General features: G+C 41.8%; 21 protein-coding genes and 1 pseudogene. 10 read left to right on the top strand and 12 right to left on the bottom strand.

Going from position 1 to position 22,068, the window contains the following annotated elements; genetic code table 11:
* Positions 1-109 precede the first annotated feature (109 nt).
* A complete protein-coding gene (locus PI95_RS25720; RefSeq protein ID WP_052325213.1) occupies positions 110-580 on the top strand; it encodes a tyrosine-type recombinase/integrase in 471 nt (156 codons plus the stop codon).
* A gap of 37 nt (positions 581-617) precedes the next feature.
* Here the strand turns inward: PI95_RS25720 and ylqF are convergent, their stop codons facing one another.
* The 6 genes from ylqF to PI95_RS25750 all read right to left on the bottom strand — a co-directional run bounded on the left by ylqF (position 618) and on the right by PI95_RS25750 (position 6,617).
* Entirely contained in the window at positions 618-1,502 is an 885-nt protein-coding gene (ylqF, locus tag PI95_RS25725; protein WP_039747528.1) for a ribosome biogenesis GTPase YlqF, read from the bottom strand.
* A gap of 180 nt (positions 1,503-1,682) precedes the next feature.
* Entirely contained in the window at positions 1,683-2,066 is a 384-nt protein-coding gene (locus tag PI95_RS25730; RefSeq protein WP_039747527.1) for a VOC family protein, read from the bottom strand.
* Between the two features lie 238 nt (positions 2,067-2,304).
* Positions 2,305-2,706, bottom strand: coding sequence for a VOC family protein (locus tag PI95_RS25735; RefSeq protein ID WP_236117192.1), 402 nt, complete (start codon positions 2,704-2,706; stop codon positions 2,305-2,307).
* A 45-nt stretch (positions 2,707-2,751) separates the two neighbouring features.
* Positions 2,752-3,579 (bottom strand): formate dehydrogenase accessory sulfurtransferase FdhD, encoded by an 828-nt coding sequence (gene fdhD, locus PI95_RS25740; protein ID WP_039747526.1) that lies wholly within the window; start codon positions 3,577-3,579, stop codon positions 2,752-2,754.
* A 65-nt stretch (positions 3,580-3,644) separates the two neighbouring features.
* A complete protein-coding gene (locus tag PI95_RS25745; RefSeq protein WP_039747525.1) occupies positions 3,645-4,355 on the bottom strand; it encodes a Uma2 family endonuclease in 711 nt (236 codons plus the stop codon).
* Between the two features lie 27 nt (positions 4,356-4,382).
* Positions 4,383-6,617: an FdhF/YdeP family oxidoreductase gene (locus tag PI95_RS25750; RefSeq protein ID WP_039747524.1), complete on the bottom strand. Its 2,235-nt coding sequence runs from the start codon at positions 6,615-6,617 to the stop codon at positions 4,383-4,385.
* Between the two features lie 252 nt (positions 6,618-6,869).
* On the opposite strand from PI95_RS25750, the gene PI95_RS25755 reads away from it, so the two are divergent.
* Positions 6,870-8,570, top strand: a complete 1,701-nt coding sequence (locus PI95_RS25755) for an amidase family protein (protein ID WP_063842382.1) — start codon at positions 6,870-6,872, stop codon at positions 8,568-8,570.
* A 175-nt stretch (positions 8,571-8,745) separates the two neighbouring features.
* On the opposite strand, the gene PI95_RS25760 is transcribed toward PI95_RS25755, so the two are convergent.
* Together PI95_RS25760 and PI95_RS25765 are read right to left on the bottom strand one after the other, a co-directional pair.
* The gene (locus PI95_RS25760) at positions 8,746-9,363 is read right to left on the bottom strand and encodes a DUF411 domain-containing protein (RefSeq protein ID WP_039747523.1); all 618 of its coding nucleotides are present in this window, start codon (positions 9,361-9,363) and stop codon (positions 8,746-8,748) included.
* A 486-nt stretch (positions 9,364-9,849) separates the two neighbouring features.
* Entirely contained in the window at positions 9,850-10,236 is a 387-nt protein-coding gene (locus PI95_RS25765; RefSeq protein WP_039747522.1) for a nuclear transport factor 2 family protein, read from the bottom strand.
* Between the two features lie 197 nt (positions 10,237-10,433).
* Between PI95_RS25765 and PI95_RS25770 the strand changes: the two genes are divergently transcribed.
* The 8 genes from PI95_RS25770 to PI95_RS25805 all read left to right on the top strand — a co-directional run bounded on the left by PI95_RS25770 (position 10,434) and on the right by PI95_RS25805 (position 17,868).
* Positions 10,434-11,516 carry a class I fructose-bisphosphate aldolase gene (locus PI95_RS25770; RefSeq protein ID WP_039747521.1) on the top strand — a complete coding sequence of 361 codons (1,083 nt, stop codon included), beginning with the start codon at positions 10,434-10,436 and terminating at the stop codon, positions 11,514-11,516.
* A gap of 90 nt (positions 11,517-11,606) precedes the next feature.
* Complete coding sequence (locus PI95_RS25775) at positions 11,607-11,822, top strand: hypothetical protein (RefSeq protein WP_039747520.1); 216 nt, start codon at positions 11,607-11,609, stop codon at positions 11,820-11,822.
* Between the two features lie 2 nt (positions 11,823-11,824).
* Positions 11,825-12,229, top strand: a complete 405-nt coding sequence (locus tag PI95_RS25780) for a type II toxin-antitoxin system VapC family toxin (protein WP_039747519.1) — start codon at positions 11,825-11,827, stop codon at positions 12,227-12,229.
* Between the two features lie 230 nt (positions 12,230-12,459).
* Positions 12,460-12,828 carry a hypothetical protein gene (locus PI95_RS25785; RefSeq protein WP_039747632.1) on the top strand — a complete coding sequence of 123 codons (369 nt, stop codon included), beginning with the start codon at positions 12,460-12,462 and terminating at the stop codon, positions 12,826-12,828.
* A gap of 267 nt (positions 12,829-13,095) precedes the next feature.
* Positions 13,096-13,842: a sucrose-phosphate phosphatase gene (locus tag PI95_RS25790; RefSeq protein WP_039747518.1), complete on the top strand. Its 747-nt coding sequence runs from the start codon at positions 13,096-13,098 to the stop codon at positions 13,840-13,842.
* Positions 13,842-14,480 (top strand): Holliday junction branch migration protein RuvA, encoded by a 639-nt coding sequence (gene ruvA, locus PI95_RS25795; protein WP_039747517.1) that lies wholly within the window; start codon positions 13,842-13,844, stop codon positions 14,478-14,480. Before PI95_RS25790 ends, ruvA begins: the two co-directional genes overlap by 1 nt.
* Before the next feature lie 153 nt (positions 14,481-14,633).
* Positions 14,634-15,803 (top strand): 8-amino-7-oxononanoate synthase, encoded by a 1,170-nt coding sequence (gene bioF, locus PI95_RS25800; protein ID WP_039747515.1) that lies wholly within the window; start codon positions 14,634-14,636, stop codon positions 15,801-15,803.
* A gap of 616 nt (positions 15,804-16,419) precedes the next feature.
* The gene (locus PI95_RS25805) at positions 16,420-17,868 is read left to right on the top strand and encodes a vanadium-dependent haloperoxidase (protein WP_163519193.1); all 1,449 of its coding nucleotides are present in this window, start codon (positions 16,420-16,422) and stop codon (positions 17,866-17,868) included.
* A 100-nt stretch (positions 17,869-17,968) separates the two neighbouring features.
* On the opposite strand, the pseudogene PI95_RS25810 reads toward PI95_RS25805, so the two are convergent.
* The 4 genes and pseudogenes from PI95_RS25810 to PI95_RS25825 all read right to left on the bottom strand — a co-directional run.
* Positions 17,969-18,646: pseudogene (locus tag PI95_RS25810) on the bottom strand (DUF6920 family protein); the annotation flags it as partial.
* A gap of 226 nt (positions 18,647-18,872) precedes the next feature.
* A complete protein-coding gene (locus PI95_RS25815) occupies positions 18,873-20,048 on the bottom strand; it encodes a DNA double-strand break repair nuclease NurA (protein WP_039747512.1) in 1,176 nt (391 codons plus the stop codon).
* A gap of 152 nt (positions 20,049-20,200) precedes the next feature.
* Complete coding sequence (locus PI95_RS25820) at positions 20,201-20,992, bottom strand: HAD family hydrolase (protein WP_039747511.1); 792 nt, start codon at positions 20,990-20,992, stop codon at positions 20,201-20,203.
* Between the two features lie 103 nt (positions 20,993-21,095).
* Positions 21,096-21,863, bottom strand: coding sequence for a nucleotidyltransferase domain-containing protein (locus PI95_RS25825; protein ID WP_039747510.1), 768 nt, complete (start codon positions 21,861-21,863; stop codon positions 21,096-21,098).
* Positions 21,864-22,068: the final 205 nt, after the last annotated feature.

The following is a 22,068-nucleotide window of genomic DNA, read 5'->3' on the forward strand; positions in this document are numbered from 1 at the left end:
TTCGGGGAGACGCGAAGCGCGAACATCCGAGTAATTGGTTGGGTGTTGCGGATCTTTAAAACAATGTGTCCTAATTTGTCGTGGGTTGTTGCAGGGGATCTTTAAAACAATGTGTCCTAATTTGTCGTGGGTTGTTGCAGGGGTCTTTGAAACTCCGACGGGCGATCGCGTTCGCCTTTTAAAAGGAACTAAAAATAACAAACGACGGGTGTTTCCATGTCAGCAAGGGTCTAAACTACAATCGCTCCTTTTTGAGCTAAGATCTGACTCCCCAGATCCAAAAAAGCTACTTTTCAAAAGTAGCTCTGGACAAAAAATGAACTTAAGAATTTCAGATAGATTTTGGAGAGGTTATAGCACGAAAGGTTATCAATACAAGGGAGTTGTTGCTGAGTTAGCAGAACAAGGGATAATCCCCTATTTGAGTATTTACAGCACTCGCCATACTTTCGCTACTTGGGCGATCGCCTCTGGAGCATCTCCTGAAAAAGTAGCGTATTGGCTTGGTGACAACGTGCAAACGGTGCTGAGTTATTATTGTCACCCTGATGTAACTAAATCTGAATGTCCAGATTTTTGAGTAGCAGTTTTACTCAAAAATTGCTGGAAAGGTTTATTTATACGTTAGGCGGTAATTCTAGGGGAATTGTACCGAGAAATCCTTTGCGAAAATCGGTTAAAAGTTGTCTTGCGGTACGCTCGACATCTCCTTTGTAACGATGCTGCGCTAAAGCGTGTAAATATGCTTCTCCGGTGTCGGTTGTGGGGTCGAGGTCGTAGCGAGTCTCTAAGGGTTTTTTCGGCAAGACATCAGTTGCTACTGCTTCTAAGTATAACAGTAAATCTGCGAGTGCTGATGCTACTAGTTGATTATCATAAGATGCTTCGCCAATATCGTCACAAATCGCTAACTTTAATGCGGCTTCTTGGTCTTCTAACTTTAGGGGGATGACACCAGGAGCATCAAGCAATTCTAACTGCTCAGAAATTCGCACCCAGCGCAAGGAACGAGTTACACCAGGACGAGCTGCACTTTCGACTACTCGCTTTCCGAGCAAGCGGTTAATCAAAGCTGATTTACCGACGTTGGGAAAACCAATGACTACAGCGCGGACGGGACGGGGTAACATTCCACGATCGCTTCTTCTTTTATTTATCTCTACTCCCGCTGCTTGTGCTGCTTTTGATACCGCAATCACACCTTGACCTTGTTGGGCATTGGTAAAATAAGGCACTTCACCTTGACGTTTAAACCAATCTGTCCAAAGCGATCGCGCTAGTGGTGTAATCATATCTACTCGGTTTAGCACCAACACCCGCTCTTTACTCCCCACCCATTCAGTCATTTGCGGATGGTTTGTCGCTAAAGGTATGCGTGCATCTCGTACTTCCAGCACCACATCTACACGCTTTAGCTGTTCTTTAAGCTTCTTTTCAGCTTTGGCAATGTGACCGGGATACCATTGAATCAGGTTTAATTTATAATTTTGAGTTATTGACATTTGTTTGTTAGTTTTTGGTTGTTAGTTGTTAGTTTTTGGTTGTTAGTTGTTGGTTGTTGGTTGTTGGTTGTTGGTTGTTGTTTGTTAGTTGTTAGTTGTTAATTCTTTTATGAACTATTATCCACTATCCACTATCAACTATCCACTATCCACTATCCACTATCCACTATCCACTATCAACTATCCACTAACCACTTTAGATTGATGCAAAATTATTCTATTGCCATCAGGATCGTAAGCGTAAATTTCTCTACCGTGAGAAGCGGTTGTGATTTCTCCTGGTGGGGGATAACCTAAAGTAGTAAGGTGAGCGATCGCATCTTCCAAATTACTCACCTCTAAACACAAACTCATCTTACTTTTAACTGAGTTAATAAATTCAGATTCATTGGTTTTTTTTGCTTTGAAAATACCTAATTTTACACCTGATAATTGAAACTCAGCATAAATATTTGGAATCAGTTTTACTGGTTCTTTTTTCAAAATGTTAGTATAAAAAACTACTAGCATATCCAGATGAATAGTGGCTATGGTGACGAAAGCATCAGTATATTGGAAAACCATATTTATTAAAAATAGCTAAAAAAAATTAGATAAATTAACAAAGGAAAAAATATACTTTTCTCAGACGATTCACCACCATAGCACGAATAAATTAGTTTACTTGACTTAAGACTTTAGCTGGTTGATGTTGAATATCTCTTTCTGGGTCGCCTAATTCGCGTAAATTTATGGCAAATTCCAGCAATATTCCATCAGCATCGAATAAATAAATTGAGGAAATGAATGTAGTTTCATCAACTTATGAGGAAAACCCAGAGGGAACATCTGCATGGTGTAAAATAGGGGTTACTTCCACACCCTTGCTAACTAGTTTTTCTCGATATTCCTCAATTTTTTCAACTGGAAGATTAAATGCTAGATGATTCATTGAAGCGTGTGCTGTGGCTATATTACCAGTTTGCATAGCATCAGGTCTTACAGAAGCGATTCCGGGTGCTGCTTGTGGTGCTTGGGGAAACCAGAAAAAAGCCAAAGCATCCCCATTACCAATATCAAAAAAGAAGTGCTGTCCACCATCTGGTAATGCGATAGTTTTAATCAAATTTAAACCAAGGGTGTTGGTGTAAAAGTCAACCGTGCGTGCCATATCTTTACATACTAACGCGATATGGTTGATTCCTTGGATTTGAAAGTCTTTCATATCAATTACCTGCTTATGATATTCGCTTTTACTATTATTACTTTTTCAGGTAGTACATATTCGCTCCAAACCAGAGTACACGTTGAAGCGTTCCTCGCGCAAAAATCCAATTAAGGTAATTCCAAATTCTTGCGCCACGGATACTGCTAAACTACTAGGAGCAGAAACTGCACAGACAATGGGAATCCCAGCAACTGTAGATTTTTGTAAAATCTCAAAGCTAGAGCGTCCGCTCACCATGAGAATATGATTATTTAAGGGCAATTCGTCAGCCAGCAATGCCGAACCAATCAATTTATCCAAAGCATTGTGACGCCCAATATCTTCCCGCAACTTCAACAGATTTCCTTCAGCATCAAATAAAGCCGCTGCGTGCAAACTTCCAGTAGCGGTGAAAATAGCTTGAGCAGATCGCAGTTTTTCTGGTAAGCTATAAATAATCTCAGGCGTGATTGTGGGAACTGGAAGAATTACTGAACAATTTCGCAGGCGTAAAGCTTCAAGGCTAGCTTTACCACAAACTCCACAAGCGCTGGTAGTGTAGAAGTGTCTTTCCAAAGGCTGTAAATCTAAAGTTAATCCTTCTGTTAAAGCGACGTTGACGATGTTGTAACGCTGTTCGCCATCAACACAATAGCTGATGCGTTGGATATCTTTTCTAGAATAAATTACACCTTCGTTGTAGAGAAAACCGGCAGCTAGTTCAAAATCTGCTCCAGGCGATCGCATCGTCACAGCAATTGTCTTTTCAGGAGAAACTAACCGAATTTCTAAAGGTTCCTCGGTAGTCAGTTGATCTAGTTTAGGACGTACTTTCCCTTTTTCCACTACCCAGACAGTAGCTTTAGTTTTGCTTGCCGGAGACTTTGTCATACAACTTTTTAAACATTGGACAACTGCGTTATAGTCACAGCACACCAGCAGGGCGATCGCGTTTTTTAGATATTATCTGGGTCAATATTCAATTCTCGCAGTTTTGCGGCTAGGCGATCGGCTTTTTGCGTTGCTTGTTCAGCTTGTTGCGTTGCTTGTTCAGCACGTTGGGTTTCGAGTTTCGCAACTTCTTCGGGTGTAGGAATTAACTGTCCTTCTGCGGTAAAGTAGCGCAATTTATTTTCAAGAACACCCAAATACAAGTTTAGCTGTTGACTCCACAACCATCCTTGGGAATTAGGCTCTATCGGTCGATAAATACCACCAAGTAAAATAAACCCAGCAAATTCTAAATTATTCGGGTCAAACCAGAAATATTCGGGAGTGCGAAAGATATCTTGATAAATCTGTTTTTTCAAGCCTTTGTCAGTAGATGCGGTTGAATCTGAGAGAAGTTCTACAATCAGATTTGGATATTTGCCGTCTTCTTCCCAAACAACCCAACTTTTACGAATTTTGCGTTCAGTGTCCAGCACGACAAAAAAATCTGGTCCCTTGAACTCTTCTGATTTGCGCTGACGTGGACTGTAATAAACGGTCAAATTACCCGCAGCGTAAAAGTCATTGCGATTTTCCCACCACAATTCTAAAGATTGTAATAGCAGAATTATCTGCCGTAAATGTAATTCGCTTTCCAAAGGTGGTTCGTCACTATATAAATCCCCTGGAGGAAATATTACATCAAGTGGGGGTTGAAAATCTGGGGCGACGGACATAACTACAACTATTTGGGTGATATAACTTTAGTGTAGCGAGATAGATTCAAAGCTTTCTAAACGCACTACAGCATTGTAATCCGGAACTCCTTCAAGCGATCGCTTACTTCTATCCAATAGCATATTCCCCTCGGGCCAGTGAATCTGCAAATTTCCCGGATTAATTGGTGCAATGTAGACCTTACCCGAAAAAGTACCTAGTTCATTCTTCAAAATAACAGCATCGCCATTTTTCAACTTTAATTTCTCAGCATCTTCGCCACTTATCAACACCGCTTCTCGGATTGCGCCGGTAATTGCGTCCTTGCGTTCTTGTACCATACTATTAAATTGTTTACCTCGGCGCGTCGATACCAAAAAACAACCTGGTGGTAATTTTCTTTCTCGATGCGACATTACCGCAAAGTGTGCTTTTCCATCTTTTGTGGGGAAATTCCAGCCAAAGCACAAATGCGAACCACCATATTGAAATTGATCGCCAGCTTCCTTCAGATGTTGAATACCAGCATACTGTGGAACTACTTGAGCAATTTCTTCGCGAATAGCTATTGTATCATCAAAATGCAATTCCAAATCAGGACGCACCCGTTTTGCTAACTCCGTAAATACTTCCCACTCCGGACGCGCTTCACCAATACGGGAACCGGGAATTTCTGGACTGAAAATAATTCTGCGTTCGGTGCTAGTTTCAGTTACTCCCCCAGGTACTTCATAGCGAGTCGTTGCGGGTAACAGCACTACCGTATCTGCTGGTTCCACAAGCATTTGACTTGACAAAACAATGTCCATATGCACTCGCAACGGCACGCGCTTCAGTGCATCTTCGACATAATCAGGTTCTGGCAAGACTTCCAGAAAATTGCCCCCCACGGAAAATAATACATCTAATTGCCCATCGAATGCTGCATCAATCATTTCTGGAGCAATTAAACCTTTGGTAGTGGGTACTTCAAAACCCCAAAGCTGACTTAACTGAGTTGCATTTTCTGGGTTGATTTCCTTTCCACCGGGAAACACCGTAGCGTAACATCCCATCTCTGCACCACCTTGCACCCCAGAATGACCGCGAATTGGCATTAAACCGCAACCTTCGCGACCGACAAAACCTTTGGTGAGAGCTAAGTTGATGATGGCACGTACATTGTCTTCACCACCAGAATGCTGTGTAATGCCCATACTCCAGACAAAGACAGCTTTATCAGCTTCGCCAACCATTTTCGCAAAGGCGTACATTTCATCTTGGGTGCTTCCAGAAAGTCGCTCTAACTCCTCCCAAGATTGCGTTTCTAGAAAAGCTTTTAGTTCTTCAAAGTTTGCTGTGTGCTTTTCTACAAAGGACTGATCTATCCAGTCGTGAGCAATCATCTGCTTGATTGTACCATGCAAAAATGCCATATCTCCGCCCATGTTCACCAAAAAGAAATCTTCGGCGAACTTTGTCCCGAAAATCGCGCTTTCGACAATTGAAGGCACCCAGTAGCGCTCCATCCCCGGTTCGCGGTAAGTGTTAATTACCACGATTTTCGTGCCGGCTTTCTTGGCATTGTGAAGATATTTGACGGTGACAGGCTGATTATTCGCAACATTGGAACCAATAAAGACTAACAAATCTGTGCCAATCCAGTCTTTATAAGAACAAGTCGTAGCTGCTGCACCAAGAGAAGCTTTCAATCCTGCTGTGCTGGGAGAATGACAAATCCGGGCAGCGTTATCAATATTGTTAGTTCCCATTGCCCGGACAGCTTTTTGGGTAGCGTAATAAGTTTCATTAACAGTGCCGCGACTGGTAATATAGAAACTCAGGCGATCGCTTGTAGTCGCCCTAATTTTACTAGCAATAACTTTTAGTGCTTCATCCCAGCTAACTCTATTAAAGCCTTTTTCCCCACGTCGGCGAATCATTGGATAAGGAAGCCTTCCCAAATCGCGCAATTCGGCACTTTTTTTAGTTTGTAATTGCCCAACATCTTGCAGCAAATCGGGATTTAAAGCTGACATAGTATTCATCTGCAACAACCGCAAGCGAACATTGCAGACATGAATTCCCTCTACAGTCCAATCTTTCATCCCGGTTGTGCCCAAAGCGCAACCATCGCAAACACCCTTATTTAAGATATTCCACGCATAAGGGAGTTTGTGCCGTGACAGCCAAATTGCCCGAAATACCTCCCAATAGTTGTTGGGGTATTGTTCGCCAATACCAAAGGGCTTCAAACTCGCCCAGAGTGAAGGTGTCCAACGCTTTTTGGGTTTAGGCAGCATAAGCAAAGGGCAGATAAATTTGTTTACTTTATCATGAATTAAAACTTACCGCATCTATCTAATGGTATTTGCTTATCTATTACTTTTGGAGTAAATTACAATACAAATCCGAAGATGTAGGGTGTGTTAGGCGGAACGCCTTAACGCACCGTAATTAAGGAGGAAGGTGCGTTAGCGAGAGTACGACACCCTACCTTGATTTTACTGTTATATAAATTGATACTTTTTTTATTTATCTTCAGGAAGTGTACAGTGTTAAAAAATCCCAAACAAACCTTTTCTATATTAACTACAACTATAGTTTCATCGTTGCTTTTGCCTACCGCAGTTTTAGCGGCAAACTTTAAATTAGAAACAGCAACAATTGCCGATATTAATCAAGCTTTTGATGCTGGTGCATTGACATCGGTACAACTGACGCAACTCTACTTAAATCGGATTAATGCTTATGACAAGCAAGGACCTAACCTTAATTCTATCATCACCATAAATCCGCAAGCATTAGAAACAGCCGCAGCCTTAGATAAAGAGCGTCAAACTTCAGGTAAGAGAAGTCCTCTGCATGGAATTCCAGTTATTTTAAAAGATAATTACGATACCTTTGATTTGCCGACTACAGCGGGTTCCTTGACTCTGGAAAATTCTATCCCCCCAGATGATGCTTTTCTCAGCAAAAAACTGCGAGATGCGGGAGCGATTATACTTGGTAAAGCTAATTTGCACGAGTTTTCATTAGATTTTACCACTATTAGTTCTTTGGGTGGACAAACACGCAATCCTTACGCACTTGATAGAATACCTGGGGGTTCAAGTGGGGGAACTGGAGCATCTATTGCTGCTAACTTTGCCACAATAGGAACTGGTACAGATACGGCAATTTCGATTCGCGGACCAGCATCTGTAAATAATTTAGTTGGTATACGACCAACAGTTGGGTTAACAAGTCGAGATGGTATTGTTCCACTGCTTTTAACTCAAGACACCGGAGGACCGATCGCTCGAAATGTCACCGATGCAGCTTATTTATTAGATGTTTTGGCAGGATACGACCCGAATGACCCTGCAACTGCAAAAAGCATCGGTAAAATTCCCGAAAGCTATACAGACTCTTTGGATAAAGACGGACTTAAAGGAAAGCGCATCGGAGTAATTCGAGAACTGGTTGAAGCTGACATCGGTAAAAATGTTACTGACCCAGAGATAAAAGCGTTGGTGAATGCAGCAATCGAAGATATGAGGAAAAAAGGTGCGGAAGTCTTTGATGTAGAAATTCCCAATCTGGATTATTTTGTCAGGACAAATCCTTACGCAGACCTCGGCTTTCAATATAGAAGTAAGTTTGATATTAATGATTACCTAGCTTCTCGCGGACCCGACATTCCATATAAAACTCTTACAGAAATACTCAATTCTGGTAAGATACTTCCGATTCCTTCTGTTGAGGGATACTTAAGTTTGTATGACGAAACAACAGTACCTCCCGAACAAAGTCCAGAATATCAGCTTTATCTGAAAAATAAAGAAGAATTAACAACTACTGTTAAAAGCGTTATTCAATCGCAAAATCTAGACGCTTTTTTGTATCCAAGTATAGTGTTAAAGCCGAGTTTAATTGGTGCCCCTTATCCAGAAGGATATCCGGGCAACGCTCTTTTAAGTTCTTTTACAGGATTTCCCGCTTTGGTTGTACCCGCTGGATTTACATCTGATAACTTGCCAGTTGGAATTGAGTTGTTAGGTTCGGCATTTGCGGAATCAACTTTGATTAATATTGCTTATTCATACGAGCAAGCAACTAATCACCGTCGCTTACCTGCAACTACACCACCTCTTTTTGGAGAGGAGTTTGAATATAAGTATAAGACAGTTCCGGAACCGGATTATATATTAGGCACAATAGCGTTTGCTTCTTTAGGTGTTGGATATGAGTTCAAACGTAAAAAGAAACGATAATTATCTATTTCATTGACCGAATGTAAGCGAAACGAATTGTTTCAAGCATCAAGTCTACCAGTGACAACAAGTTAACACTTTATATCTTCAAAAATAGTTAACATGGGGGACTCACTGTCCCCCACCCCGTGTCCAAAACCTTGACTATTCTCCTAAAACTATTAACCAGTAATGATTAGTTTGTTCGTAACGGATAATCATTGAATACCATAATTTTGTTTTTGGGAGCGAAGGAATACACAGTAAATGGGTCAAATTTATTTCCTATCTCCATCCCAGGAGTACCTACAGGCATTTGGGGAACAGATAAGCCAGAAACATTTGGTCTTTCTTGAAGCAGACGTTTAATGTCGTTTGCTGGAACATGTCCTTCGATGACATATCCATTCACAATTGCGGTGTGGCAAGATGTTAAGTTATCCGGCACTTTGTACCTTTGTTTTACTGCGTCGATATCAGGTGTGGGAAAGTCTTGGATTGAAAAACCCTGTGTCTTTAAGTGAGCAATCCACCCACCACAACAGCTACAGTCAGGACTGCGATACACATTTATATTTGGTACTTTTGCTTCTAATGTTGTCTGTTTATGCTGGATGTACTTGCTGGGATTTACTGCAACAGAAGCTTGAGAAATTGTAATTGCATAACTCATCGGAGTAGCGCCTACTTGCATGCCTAACATTGATATCGTCACCACTGCTACCATCGCAGCGACTTTGTTCGGGAGTATCGCAAGACGTACCACAATGAAACGCAAGCACTTTTGCCACCAATAAATAAATTTGTTCTGCATTCTCTAAAATTTCCTATGATGTTGTGTCCAAATTAATGGTAAATATCTCTTTATTATCACAGTTGGACACGATGATGTGCGTTCCCCGTGTCCTCGCTTATCGCAAATTTTTAATGCAAGAGGAGGATCGGCGTCACACCCAAAAAATTTAGAGACTCACTAGATTTATTGCACTTATTTGGGGAAAGGGGAGGCAGTGCGGTGAGGCAGTACAGTCTTGGGGTTCACCTGCGTGGAGTAACTGCCGAACCCGTAAGGGTCTTGGTGTCGGACCTGCGTGGAGCACCTGCCGTGAAAGGAGCAGGAAAAAAGCTCTCTCACTTCGGGTGCAAAAAAGACTTTTGCTCATAGGTCTACTCTAAAATCTTGGACTTACGCAAAAACTCTCCCAAACTCTCAACTTCTGCGTCCTCTGCGACTTTGGGTGAGATAAAAAAGATGTGGTTCATTTACCCGAAAATCGCTGTAACTCAACTGTGAACCGCTCTAGTTTATTGCGTCCCAGATAACCTTAGTGTCAGTGAATTGCCGGAACCGACACACTTTGCCGTTACAAATATCATACACATGCGCTGCCGGAGAGGAAAACGACTTGCCGGACAAACGATGGCAACCTGCATAGCTGCCGATAACGATGATTGTTTCCCCCGCATCTAGGTACTGCTCAATGTTAAATGACCACGACTCCCAGTCGTTATTAAAAGCTTTGAAAACCCCTTCAATTACGGCTTTTGCCCCTCGTCGAGTTGCACCTCGCGGGAATCCTTCGTTCTGAATCCATTCAAGGTCGGGGGTACAGATGCGTAGGAAGGCATCGTAATCCTTTTCGCGGAAAGTCCTGTACAATTCTTGGATAACCTCAAGATTCGTCATGTGCTGTCCATCATAAACACTACCTACACGTAGTTGTACCGCAGATGTTTTTAATATTTTGTTTGTCGGAGCTTTGGTTACAGCAAAGCCGTTTGTTGAAAGCTCTCAAATAAAAGATAATTATACTCTGCCTTAAGACAGACACACCTTAGGCTGAACATAGCGACCATAAAAACAGAAGTTTTCACACCATAGCTATGACTTCAACGCTATCGGCACCTAATTCTATCGAATCGTTGCTAGGTAAAGAAGCAGAAGACCTGCTGACATTTAAAGCAAAGGTTTCCTCAGATTTATTGCATTTACCAGGACCAGACTTTGTAGATCGAGTTTGGATTAACAGCGATCGCAATCCCCAAGTTTTGCGTAATCTGCAACTTTTATATTCTACAGGTCGTTTGGCGAATACCGGTTATCTGTCTATTTTACCAGTAGACCAAGGTATCGAACACTCTGCCGGCGCATCTTTTGCACCGAACCCAATGTACTTCGATTCCGAAAATATTGTCAAGTTAGCGATCGCAGCTGAATGTAACGCAGTCGCTACCACTTTAGGAGTATTGGGCAGCGTTTCTCGCAAATACGCTCACAAAATTCCTTTTATCGTCAAACTCAACCATAACGAATTGTTAACTTTCCCGAATCAATTCGACCAAGTTATGTTTGGTGATGTCGAACAAGCTTGGAATTTGGGTGCAGCAGCGGTGGGTGCGACAATTTATTTTGGCTCAGAACAATCCACCAGGCAAATTCAAGAAGTCAGCCACGCTTTTAAACGCGCTCACGAATTGGGTATGGTAACAATTCTTTGGTGTTATCTGCGTAATAACGCTTTTAAACAAGATAAAGATTATCATCTTGCCGCTGACCTCACCGGACAAGCGAATCATTTGGGTGTAACGATTGAAGCTGACATCATCAAACAAAAGTTACCGGAAATTAACAATGGTTACGGAGCCGTTGCCAAAGCGACAGGTAAAAGTTACGGTAAAACCAATGAAAAAGTTTACACCGACTTGACAACCGACCACCCCATCGATTTGACTCGTTACCAGGTGCTAAATTGCTACTGCGGACGTGCAGGATTGATTAATTCTGGTGGTGCGTCTGGTAAAAGCGACTTTGCGGAAGCGGTTCGCACTGCTGTAATTAATAAACGTGCTGGTGGCACAGGCTTAATTTCTGGACGCAAGACATTCCAACGTCCTTTTGAGGAAGGAGTGAAGCTATTTCACGCGATTCAGGATGTTTATTTGTCGAAAGATGTAACTGTGGCATAAAAGAGAAAGCAGAAGGGGGAAAGGAATAAAAAACTTTCCCTTTCTGACTACGATGACCTGATTGAAAATAACAACTAAGAGGTAAGCTTTATGTTGCAAACCATTCAAGGAACTTATAAAAACGGCAAAATTGAACTAGCTGAAACACCACAAGGCATTACTGAAAGCGCCGTTTTCGTTACTTTCTTAGAAACAAAACCCACAACTTGGTCAGTGGTGATTATGCAATATCAAGGTGTAACAGAAAGTATCATCTTTGAATCATATCGAGATGAACTTCTACCACCTAACGAAATAGAACTTTAATTATGGGTTATCTACTGGATACTTGCGTAATTAGTGATTTTGTCAAAGGAGAAGAAAACACCCTCAAGCGATTCAAATCAATCTCTCCTGCTGATATTTTTGTCTCATCCCTAACAGTGATGGAGGTAAAATATGGATTAGCCGTCAATCCACAACGCGCTGTCAAAATCCAACCATTGATTGAAACAATCTTAAACTCAATTACAATTCTACCTTTTGGCTCAAAAGAAGCAGAGCAAGCCGCCGAAATCAGAGGTATTCTAAAAATAGCAGGATCTCCTATCGGCGCTTATGATGTACTCATCGCAGCCACAGCAGTAACCCATAATCACATTCTCGTAACATCTAACGTCCGAGAGTTTCAAAGAGTATCTAATTTACAAATAGAAAATTGGCGTTCTGCTTGAATAGCGATCGCAAACGCTCACTTGCCTCATCTTTGGTAAGCTTTCTAAAGTTAAAAAGTTTTCTTTCCCTTGGGGCTTTTCCCCTCCTCCCCCCCTCTCCCCCTTCCCCCCATCTCCCCTTCCCCTTACTTTTGATATAGATATGTAACCTTCCCAGAGGAAGACGCTAAAATGATGAGAATTTCGTAACATGCAAGCATTTGGCAGAAAAATTGGAGGGAAATTCCCGAATGTTGGCATTCAACAGAATATTTAATCAATTGCGTCGCACAATAGCGATCGCTTTCTTAGCTGGTTTAATCTTCTTAACTAGTTTACCAGCCTCCGCTCAAGCCGTAGGCGATAGTGATTATGTCGAAAGCGGTAAACGTGCAGCAGAAGTAATTCCCAAGGATTTGGGAACTGGAAGCCGGCAAAAAAATCCTGTGGAAATGCTGAAGCGCTTTGGCTCAGAATTAACCAACGAACCGCAAAAACGCTCTTTTGGGGCAAAAGATTACGAACGTAGCGAAATTGAACAAGAACTCGCTCGCAATAAAGCGCAACGTGGAGATTACGATGCAAACATTGAAAAAGTAAAACGCGAAACTTCTCAGTAGTTAAGTTTGTCTAATTTTAAGTGTTGCTGAATTTTTGAATCTAGGGTAAGCATTGCTTACCCTATTTTTTATATTAGGTCGATTTAATAGTAATTTAGTACTATTTTGCCTGATATTTGTAGAGACGTTCCAGCGGAACGTCTGTACTATTTTGTGCCATTTTGAATTAATTGGATATTTTAGGAAAAATCTAGCTACAGCGATCGCACAAACCAAAAAGGACATAAACTTTTTGATGGTAAAGCTGGCAACATCAAAGAGGTAGCTGTGGATAAATTTCTTTTTGTAACAGACTTAGATAATACCTTCGTGGGTAATGACGAAGCCTTAACAGAACTTCAGCAAACACTGAGCGAACATCGCCAAAAGTATGGTACTAAAATTGTTTATGCGACAGGGCGATCGCCTATACTTTATCGAGAACTGCAAATTGAACAAAACCTGATAGAACCAGATGCCTTGGTCGTTTCTGTAGGAACAGAAATTTACCTTGACGGCAGCGATACTCCCGATTCTACTTGGTCAGAGCGACTTTCCGAAGGCTGGAATCGTGACCTCGTATTAGCTGAAACCGCAAAATATCCTGAATTAGTCCCCCAACCAGACTCAGAACAGCGTCCTTTTAAGATAAGTTTTTTCCTCAAAGAAGAATCAGCACATAAAATTTTACCATTACTTGACACAAATCTGTCAAAATGTGGTTTAAATATAAAGTTAATCTATAGCAGCGGTGTTGACCTTGACATCGTGCCCCGCCACAGCGATAAGGGTCAGGCTATGCAATTTCTCCGCCAAAAGTGGGGAATTGCAGCAGAGAAAACGGTTGTCTGTGGTGATTCTGGCAATGATATTGCTTTATTTGCCGTGGGGAACGAAAGAGGAATTCTCGTTGGGAATGCCCGTCCGGAATTACTCCAATGGCACAATGAAAATCCCGCTGACTATCGTTACCTCGCACAAAAGTTTTGTGCAGGTGGAATTCTCGAAGGCTTAAAACACTTTGGTTTTATTTAATGATTAGCTATCTAAAAGGTTTGGTTGCTGGTGTGCAAAAATGTGGCGCGAATCGCGTCATACTGACTCTAGAAGTAAATGGCATCGGGTACGATTTACAAATTCCCCAACGACTGGAACAGCAGTTACCAGCAACGGGTGGGGAAGTACAAATATTTACCCATTACCAAATTCGGGAAGAAGTGCCTTTCTTATATGGCTTTGCTTCACCAGCAGAAAGAGATTTGTTTCGCCACTTTTTAACTGTAAGTGGAATTGGGGCAGCAAGCGCGATCGCTTTATTGGACACTCTGGAATTACCAGAATTAGTCCAAGCCATCATCGCTGCGAATATACAAATCTTAATTCAAGCGCCGGGAGTGGGCAAAAAGACCGCTGAACGCATCTGTTTAGAACTAAAAAGCAAGTTAATCGAATGGCGGAAATCAGCAGGCTTCTTCGTAGCTACAGGTGGTCCCGCACCAAATATTCTCGAAGAAGTACAAATGACCCTCTTCGCCTTGGGATATACTGCTCATGAAGTCAGTCACGCTTTACACGTAGTAAGTGAGGATATTGGACTACCAAAAGATGCTTATGTAGAAGATTGGATCAAACAAGCGATCGCACTTCTTAGCAGCGAACAAGTTGAATATTAGTTAGTTGGTTGATAGTTGATAGTTGTTAGTTGTTAATTGTTAGTTGATAGTTGTTAGTTGTTGGGTGTTGCTTATTCTCTCCCCCTTGTCCCCACGCCCGTCGCCCTTGTCCCCCTTGTCCCCTTGTCCCCTCATCCCCCACTCCCCTCCCCCATGTCCCCAAACCCTTATGCTTGGATAAACGAATCCCTGACAACGATTCACCGGGCGGACTGGTATCGTTCAGTACAAACCATCCACGGACGCCCTGGTGCGATGGTGATTGTGGATGGTCGAGAGGTAATTAATTTTGCCAGTAACGACTATTTGGGATTGGCGGGGGACGATCGCTTAATTGAAGCCGGGGTTGCAGCTACCAAACAATTCGGGACGGGAAGCACTGGTTCGAGATTACTCAGCGGGCATCGAGAATTACACAGAGAGTTGGAGCAAGCGATCGCCCAATTCAAACAAACAGAAGATGCACTAGTATTCAGTTCTGGCTATTTAGCAAATTTAGGAGCAATAACCGCTTTAGTAGGCAAACGCGATTTAATACTGTCTGACGAGTACAATCACTCCAGCTTGAAAAATGGAGCGATTCTCAGTGGTGCGACGGTTATCGAATATCCGCACTGTGATGTAACAGCTTTAAAAAATCTGCTGAATCAGCGGCAAAATTACCGACGCTGTTTAATTATCACTGATAGCGTCTTTAGCATGGATGGTGATTTATGTCCATTGCCGACACTGTTAAATTTAGCTGAAGAATTTAGCTGTATGCTGTTAGTTGATGAAGCTCATGCCACTGGGGTAATGGGTAAAACTGGCGCCGGCTGTGTCGAACATTTCGGCTGTAGCGGAAAGCAATTAATTCAAGTTGGCACTTTGAGTAAAGCTTTGGGCAGTTTAGGCGGTTATGTCGCCGGCAGTGCCACTTTAATCGACTTTTTACGAAATCGCGCCCCCAGTTGGATTTACACCACCGCGCTGTCACCCGCAGACACCGCAGCAGCGTTAGCAGCAATCAAGATTGTACAGCAAGAACCGCAACGCCGCAACCAATTATGGGCGAATGTCGATGAGTTGAAAAAGTTGCTGCAATTACCCAAGTTGAAATTAGTGCAGCAAGAATCACCTATATTATGTTTTCAATTGCCAAGTGCAGCAGCAGCCTTAGAAGCAGGAAAGCAGCTAAAAGCATCTGGCATTTTTGCCCCAGCAATTCGTCCCCCAACAGTTCCCACAAGTCGCATCCGCATATCTGTGATGGCAACGCATGAATCGATACATCTTCAGAAGTTAGTAAAAGCGCTTTCGAGTATCTATATATATAGTGATTAATTCAAGATTAACGCATTTTTGAACCGCACAGATGCACAGAGAAGTCCTCGCTGTGGTTTTTGCTGCTTATGACAAGGCTTTCGGAGACTCTTTTCAGCTAGAGAAAAAATTTTCGGGTATTTTAGTTTAGGTCGAATTCAATTAGCAAAATGGCATTTGACTTTCTCAAAATGAGCTTTTACTTTCTCATTTTGGTGTTTTCCGCAAGCAAAATGCCTTTTGACTTACTCAAAATGCCTTTTGACTTTCTCATTTTGGTGTTTTCCGCAAGCAAAATGCCTTTTGACTTTCTCAAATTCCTTCATTCACACAGTCATGACAACTATTAGAAACGCTTTTCAGCATCTATATATAGTGCGATCGCATCCACCTTGGACTTAAGTCCAAGGCTAATAAAGTCCTCTCAAGAGGACTGAACATCTACTAAGTAAGGATTTCAGTTTATTTCAATGGACGCGCGGCTATTAGCATATGTAAAGAAATATTACGAATATCTGACATCTTGCTTAATCCACAAACGCGGCTTTGAGGAATAATTAACAGCGCATAACTACAAAATGTCGATTTTGTCAATAGAACTGTTATGCGCTCTTAATGAAAAAGGAAAATGCAACCGATGACAGATTCTATTCTTATCTGGAACGAAGTCGCGCTTGAAGCTAATCGTATCAGCTTCACAAAACCAGAGGCGAGAGAACAACCCGGACCGGCGCTGAGTTCACGAGCATTGGCAATTGTTCACTTGGCTATGTACGATGCTTATGCTGGTGTAGTTAATGACCCAGTTAATTTACCGCCTTATCTACCTGGACTACCATCGGCTCCAAATGGCGCATCACCAGCCGCAGCAGTGGCGGCGGCTGCTTACACAACACTAGTAGCCTTGTATACAAAACAAAAAGGTTTTTTTGATACAAAGCTGGCAGAAAATGGTGATGTGGCTAACCCTGGACATGACTTTGGGGTGAAAGTAGCTCAAGCAATTCTAGCCGATAGACAAAATGACCCAGATAACAGTGATGCTGGCTACGAGTTTTCTACAGAACGTGGTAGGCATCGAGTTGATCCTGACAATCCAGGGCAAGGTTTTGACGCACCATTTTATGGAGCGCAGTCAAAAGGCTTTGCGATTACAGCCCGACACGAACTTGATGCACCACCGTTTGACAATTTGGAATATCTCAAGGCATTGAGACAGGTGCGGGTGAAAGGCATTGCACCCGAACTGATGGGAACACTTGATGAAGATTTGGAAGATGACATCCGAACTCCAGAAGAAACGTTAGTTGGTATTTATTGGGCGTATGATGGAGCAATTGGACTAGGAACCCCACCGCGTTTGTATAACCAAATTGTTCGCACTGTAGCGATCGCTAAAGGCAACACCGAAGCCCAAAATGCTCGTTTATTCGCTCTGGTGAACGCAGCAATGGGTGATGCCGGCATTCTAGCATGGGATCAGAAATACTTTCACGATCTCTGGCGACCGGTGCTAGGCATTCGCGAACATGATGAATCAATCGGTCCTGCGGCAACAGATGCTAACAATAATATCTCAAAGGATTGCGATCCATTTTGGTTGCCGTTAGGTGCCCCAAGAACAAACTCAGTCAATCCCAATTTAACCACAAACACAATTCCCTTGAAGAATTTCACGCCAAACTTTCCAGCATATCCATCAGGACATGCGACGTTCGGTGCTGCTGCTTTGCACATAACACGGCTTTTTTATGGCGTGGAAATTGGAGATAGAAAAGCAGATAATTTATTTGATGGACTCGATTTCATTTCTGAAGAATTGAATGGCAAAAATCAAGATAACAGAGGCACAGTGCGATCGCTGCATCGCCGCAATTTTGATGACGGATTGTGGCAGATGATTCTTGAAAACGGGTTGAGTCGCGTTCTCCTTGGCGTTCATTGGGTTTTTGATGCTTTTAGAGTCAAAAATAACGGCAAACCCAATCTCTCGAAAAATATTGGCGGAGTTCCGCTTGGCATCACCATCGCGGAGGATATTTTCACTAACGGATTGAACAAGTCAACGGTAGGTCCGCGAACATAACTGGATTTATAAGGGGTAGGAGAGCAGCAATGCTCTCCTCGACTTTCTCAATCCGGCATTTTGGATGTAGAAAAAGCCAAAAAGCGGTAATTAACGATTCTCAAGAAAACTCTGCCCGCTCAATAGTAGCTTGAAAAAATTCATTATACCGATTTGTGCCAAACCACCAACCTGCACTTGTTTTGTCGGGAATGGTGAAACCGCTTTCATATAGTTCTGCTTCGCACTTACTACCAAAGGGAATGTAAGCCCAAGTTTTATTTTCTGTGCGATCGCCCCAACGTGGCAAGAAAATCTGTAAAACTTTGCCGTCTGCATCGATAACTAAAGTCAGGGTGACGAGTTCACCATCAATCTGTAAGCTAGCTTGAATCGTGTTATCGTCAAGCACTTTCCACGTTGTACCCATACTAGGCAATAAGGCAGACGGTAGCCAGATAAATTCTGCTGCCAGTCGTCCAATAGCGGAACGATGAATATCCTCAGAATCTACATTCACAATCGGAATTAATCCCCACATTTTAAACTGCATTCTCCCCGAATTATTAAAATAATAATCGGCTCCTTTAAATTGAAATCCTCTACCAATTACTGCTTTCCAAACAAATCCTTTGGGAGTGAGGATTTCTTGCGCTTGCATGGGTAGCCAAGGTTTATCTTGTGCAAGCCGAAACTGTCCTTGCATTTTTAGCTTGACAGAAGTTGCTAAAGGTGTTTCCGGTGCGATCGCATGTAAAAAATAACGCTGTACGGGTGCAGGTAATGCCGCAACTATATCTGCATTAAATCGCTGATGAGCTACGTATTTCCGTCATTGCTTCCTTACGTCGCAATGACGGAAATTCGTAGTTCGTGCGTAAGTCCTGATGATAAGCTGTTCCATATCTAGTTTGCATATCTAAATTGAATCAAACTATTGTGGGGTGGGCATCTTGCCCGCCCTAATGCGTGCAATTTAAATGTGGAACAGCTTATTAGAGATAATTTCCTTTCATAGCGTCAAATTAAGCGATGCTACCGCGTTTTCTGGCTTCTTTGTAGGAAGTGCCTACATTTCTCAAACCGGCTTTAATCATTTGTTGTTCCAATAAAGCAAAGAAACGCGCTTTATCACCACCTTTGACCACAGCTTGATTATGCGCTTCCGCGATCGCTACTGGATACCCATATCCTTTTTGCACTTGTGCCAACATCAATCCTAATGCTTGGTTCAACATAGTAGTATTTTCTGCTACCCACGCCGGAACTTCTATCCGGGCAATTTCGGTACCAACGTGGACGTAGCAAAAGTAAATTTTTTGGTCTTCATACTGTTCTAAAATGTGGGCATTACTGCGCCATAAAGTGCTGCGTTGTCCGGGTTTGAGTTTAGTTGACCAAAGTGTAGTATCTCGTAAAGGTTCAAATATTTTACAAGGTACTTTTTCTAATTGATTTGGGCAAAAAGTTTTACAATCAGGAACTGGGTGAGAACAAGCTGTTAAACGTAAAAAATTCATCGCTTCAATGTTGCGAGAAGCGCTGAGATAACCCATGATGGGAATTTGAGCTTCGCGCATTTGCTTCCAAGCTTCAAGGATCGGGGGTAAAATGCGATCGCGTGCTTCCCCAGGCAACTGTTCCAAAAACCAGTAAATTAACGAACCATCCACCATTGCTAATGTTGGTGCTTCCGTCTTTTCTACACAAGCAAGTTCTGCTAACACAGTTGTTTCACTCGCAGTGCGTCGATAACCCATCCATTCTTCAGTGCGAATTCCCCATTGCCGCGACATATATAAATCTTCTGGGCGGTAAAATACTTCTGGTAAACTATCTAAAACTGGGTGAAGATTTTGTCCGTAGTGCAAAACGACTCTGCCAATGTTGAGGAGATAGCAGTAAGCAATTTCGTGGTGATTCGGGGCAATTTGGGAACCGTCGGTAGCAATAACAGTATGTACCTTCGGCGGAGTTGGAATATCGATACAGATATCTAGTGGCTCAACTGGTGTAGCATTAGAAAAATTAATGCGATCGCGCCATTTTTCCTGTCGCTGTACTAAATCATCTTGGCGATCGTAAGCATTTTTCAGATGTTGTTGCGCTAATTCTAAACGCTGCCGACTTGCAGCAGCTTCTAAAGTTAGATGCTGACTTAAGCCTTGCATTTGTCGCGCTAATTGTGTAAGGTCAAGCATAAAGTTTTGTTAATTGTTAGTTGTTAGTGGTTAGTTGTTAATTGTTAGTTGTTAGTGGTTAGTTGTTGGTTAGTGCGTTGTTCAGATTTACCATTATCCCCTATCCCCTATCAACTATCCACTATCAACTATCCACTATCAACTATCCACTATCAACTATCAACTATCCATTCCGAAAAATCTTCAGCAAACTGAGAAAGCGATATTAGCTGAATTCGCGAATCGTTTTCAGCCGCGTTTCTTTCTGGTTGAGTATTATAACCCCAGTCTGCCAGAAAGAGTTTGACATTTTCTAAGTCGGTTTGCTGTTTAACTAACTGTAACGTTTTGATTCTATCTTCTACAAACCATAAACTGACTGCTTTTTCCTGTGCTGCCTGGATTAATTCTCTCAGAATTTCGTATTTAGGACGCTTGACTTCTTTCCCGAAAATCGCTTCTTTTTCTAAAGTAACTCCTTGTTGTTGTAATAACTGCTGTACAAAACGTCCTTCTTTGGTGGTGACGATATACAGCTTGATTTTACTAGCGATTGCTTTAATTTTTTCTACCACACCCGGATAAAATCGATGCAGACTCAGCCAACCATCTAAATCTGTAGCAATCCATTCATCCCGGAGATTATCTAGTTTTGTAGCAATTTCTTTTGCCTGTAGCTTGTCTTCTAACAAAATTTGTTGAGCGATGCTAGCCCATTCCTGAAGAATCTTTTCATCATCAATTCCCCCTACCAAAGCTTTGATTAAAACCGGCATTTCCCAACCTGTTTCAATCACAGGTCTAAGCTGATAAAATCTAGAAGCTAAATCATCTGATGGCGTTTGGTTAATTGGCGACCATACTTGACAATAGGTACGCCATGCTACCTGAAAATATTCAATTAGTCCGTCGCAAATTACACCATCAAAGTCTAAAGCGAGAATTGTAGGACTATTATTCGTCATTGTTTTGGGAATTAAAACTGCTGTTGTCAGCTTAACTGAAGTGGAAAGTATTTGTTTGTATCATCCTGACTTGACTTGAAAATAAAGTAATATTTCATTAGGGTTACTTATGCTTCTCAAGCATTTGTTCTACACGCGATAAGGTTTCTGCGAACATTTCCTCTGCAAGTTGCTGTTTGTTTGCCAAATCAGCCAAATCCGTTATACAAAAAAGTGGTTCTACACGCGCTACAACTTCAGATGGAAAATCTCGATTAAAATACTTGATTGTAAAATCGTATCGGTAGGGACGATATAGCATTCCCAAAAGTTCAACTAAATTTCGCAGGGTATATGATTGATAGTTGACGATAGCTTGCGCTAAATGTCCGCGATTTATCTCTTTTTTGACGAATACTTGCAAAAAGTTAAAGAGCTTTTTTTGATGTGTAAATCTTTCTTTCATTTGGGAAAAATGCTCGGATTGATTCACATTTTGCGGTACAACTAGATTAGCTTTATCAAATGCAATAACCGCGTTTCCATGTCGTTCGACTTCTAAAAAATCGTTGCGGCTACTTTGCTTCATAACTGCAAAATCAATCACCAAAAATGGATTTGCTTCTGCTAACTGGTAAAATGTTTGTGAGTGACCGTGCCATGTAGGTTCGGGAACTCTATAGTTAAAACTAATTTCTGAAATTGTTTGTAAAGCTTCTTCTACAGCATCAAAAGTCTGTTGAACCTCATCATCTTTAACAATTACTTCAATATCTAAATCAGACCATTCATCTGTATACCCATGCGCTGCTGAACCTCCTTGCCAAAAAGCTAATACAAAATCTTTTGGTTCTAATGCAGTGATGAGTGTTTCTAAAATTTTTTCTCTCATAGTGAATTAAAAGTAGGAGAGATATGAAAAAAATTAACTATACTCAGCTTGTGTTGGGTGAAGCAGACTTAATATTATACAGCATAATTCAGTACTCAAAAGTCAGAATTCCGAAGTGAAAAACGCTTTGTATCTGGCTTTCAAGGTTAAATACTGTACCTTGGAGCAACTTGCTTTCCTGCTGTATATAAAAAAGGCAATCGCT

It is taken from the genome of Hassallia byssoidea VB512170, from assembly GCF_000817785.2.
GTDB lineage: Bacteria > Cyanobacteriota > Cyanobacteriia > Cyanobacteriales > Nostocaceae > Hassallia > Hassallia carrinoi.

Excerpts from the sequence above, each read along its gene's own strand:
- PI95_RS25720 (WP_052325213.1), top strand. The coding sequence starts at position 110 with ATGTGTCCTAATTTGTCGTGGGTTGTTGCAGGGGTCTTTGAAACTCCG.
- ylqF (WP_039747528.1), bottom strand. The coding sequence starts at position 1,502 with ATGTCAATAACTCAAAATTATAAATTAAACCTGATTCAATGGTATCCC.
- PI95_RS25730 (WP_039747527.1), bottom strand. The coding sequence starts at position 2,066 with ATGGTTTTCCAATATACTGATGCTTTCGTCACCATAGCCACTATTCAT.
- PI95_RS25735 (WP_236117192.1), bottom strand. The coding sequence starts at position 2,706 with ATGAAAGACTTTCAAATCCAAGGAATCAACCATATCGCGTTAGTATGT.
- fdhD (WP_039747526.1), bottom strand. The coding sequence starts at position 3,579 with ATGACAAAGTCTCCGGCAAGCAAAACTAAAGCTACTGTCTGGGTAGTG.
- PI95_RS25745 (WP_039747525.1), bottom strand. The coding sequence starts at position 4,355 with ATGTCCGTCGCCCCAGATTTTCAACCCCCACTTGATGTAATATTTCCT.
- PI95_RS25750 (WP_039747524.1), bottom strand. The coding sequence starts at position 6,617 with ATGCTGCCTAAACCCAAAAAGCGTTGGACACCTTCACTCTGGGCGAGT.
- PI95_RS25760 (WP_039747523.1), bottom strand. The coding sequence starts at position 9,363 with ATGCAGAACAAATTTATTTATTGGTGGCAAAAGTGCTTGCGTTTCATT.
- PI95_RS25765 (WP_039747522.1), bottom strand. The coding sequence starts at position 10,236 with ATGACGAATCTTGAGGTTATCCAAGAATTGTACAGGACTTTCCGCGAA.
- PI95_RS25770 (WP_039747521.1), top strand. The coding sequence starts at position 10,434 with ATGACTTCAACGCTATCGGCACCTAATTCTATCGAATCGTTGCTAGGT.
- PI95_RS25775 (WP_039747520.1), top strand. The coding sequence starts at position 11,607 with ATGTTGCAAACCATTCAAGGAACTTATAAAAACGGCAAAATTGAACTA.
- PI95_RS25780 (WP_039747519.1), top strand. The coding sequence starts at position 11,825 with ATGGGTTATCTACTGGATACTTGCGTAATTAGTGATTTTGTCAAAGGA.
- PI95_RS25785 (WP_039747632.1), top strand. The coding sequence starts at position 12,460 with ATGTTGGCATTCAACAGAATATTTAATCAATTGCGTCGCACAATAGCG.
- ruvA (WP_039747517.1), top strand. The coding sequence starts at position 13,842 with ATGATTAGCTATCTAAAAGGTTTGGTTGCTGGTGTGCAAAAATGTGGC.
- bioF (WP_039747515.1), top strand. The coding sequence starts at position 14,634 with ATGTCCCCAAACCCTTATGCTTGGATAAACGAATCCCTGACAACGATT.
- PI95_RS25805 (WP_163519193.1), top strand. The coding sequence starts at position 16,420 with ATGACAGATTCTATTCTTATCTGGAACGAAGTCGCGCTTGAAGCTAAT.
- PI95_RS25815 (WP_039747512.1), bottom strand. The coding sequence starts at position 20,048 with ATGCTTGACCTTACACAATTAGCGCGACAAATGCAAGGCTTAAGTCAG.
- PI95_RS25820 (WP_039747511.1), bottom strand. The coding sequence starts at position 20,992 with ATGACGAATAATAGTCCTACAATTCTCGCTTTAGACTTTGATGGTGTA.
- PI95_RS25825 (WP_039747510.1), bottom strand. The coding sequence starts at position 21,863 with ATGAGAGAAAAAATTTTAGAAACACTCATCACTGCATTAGAACCAAAA.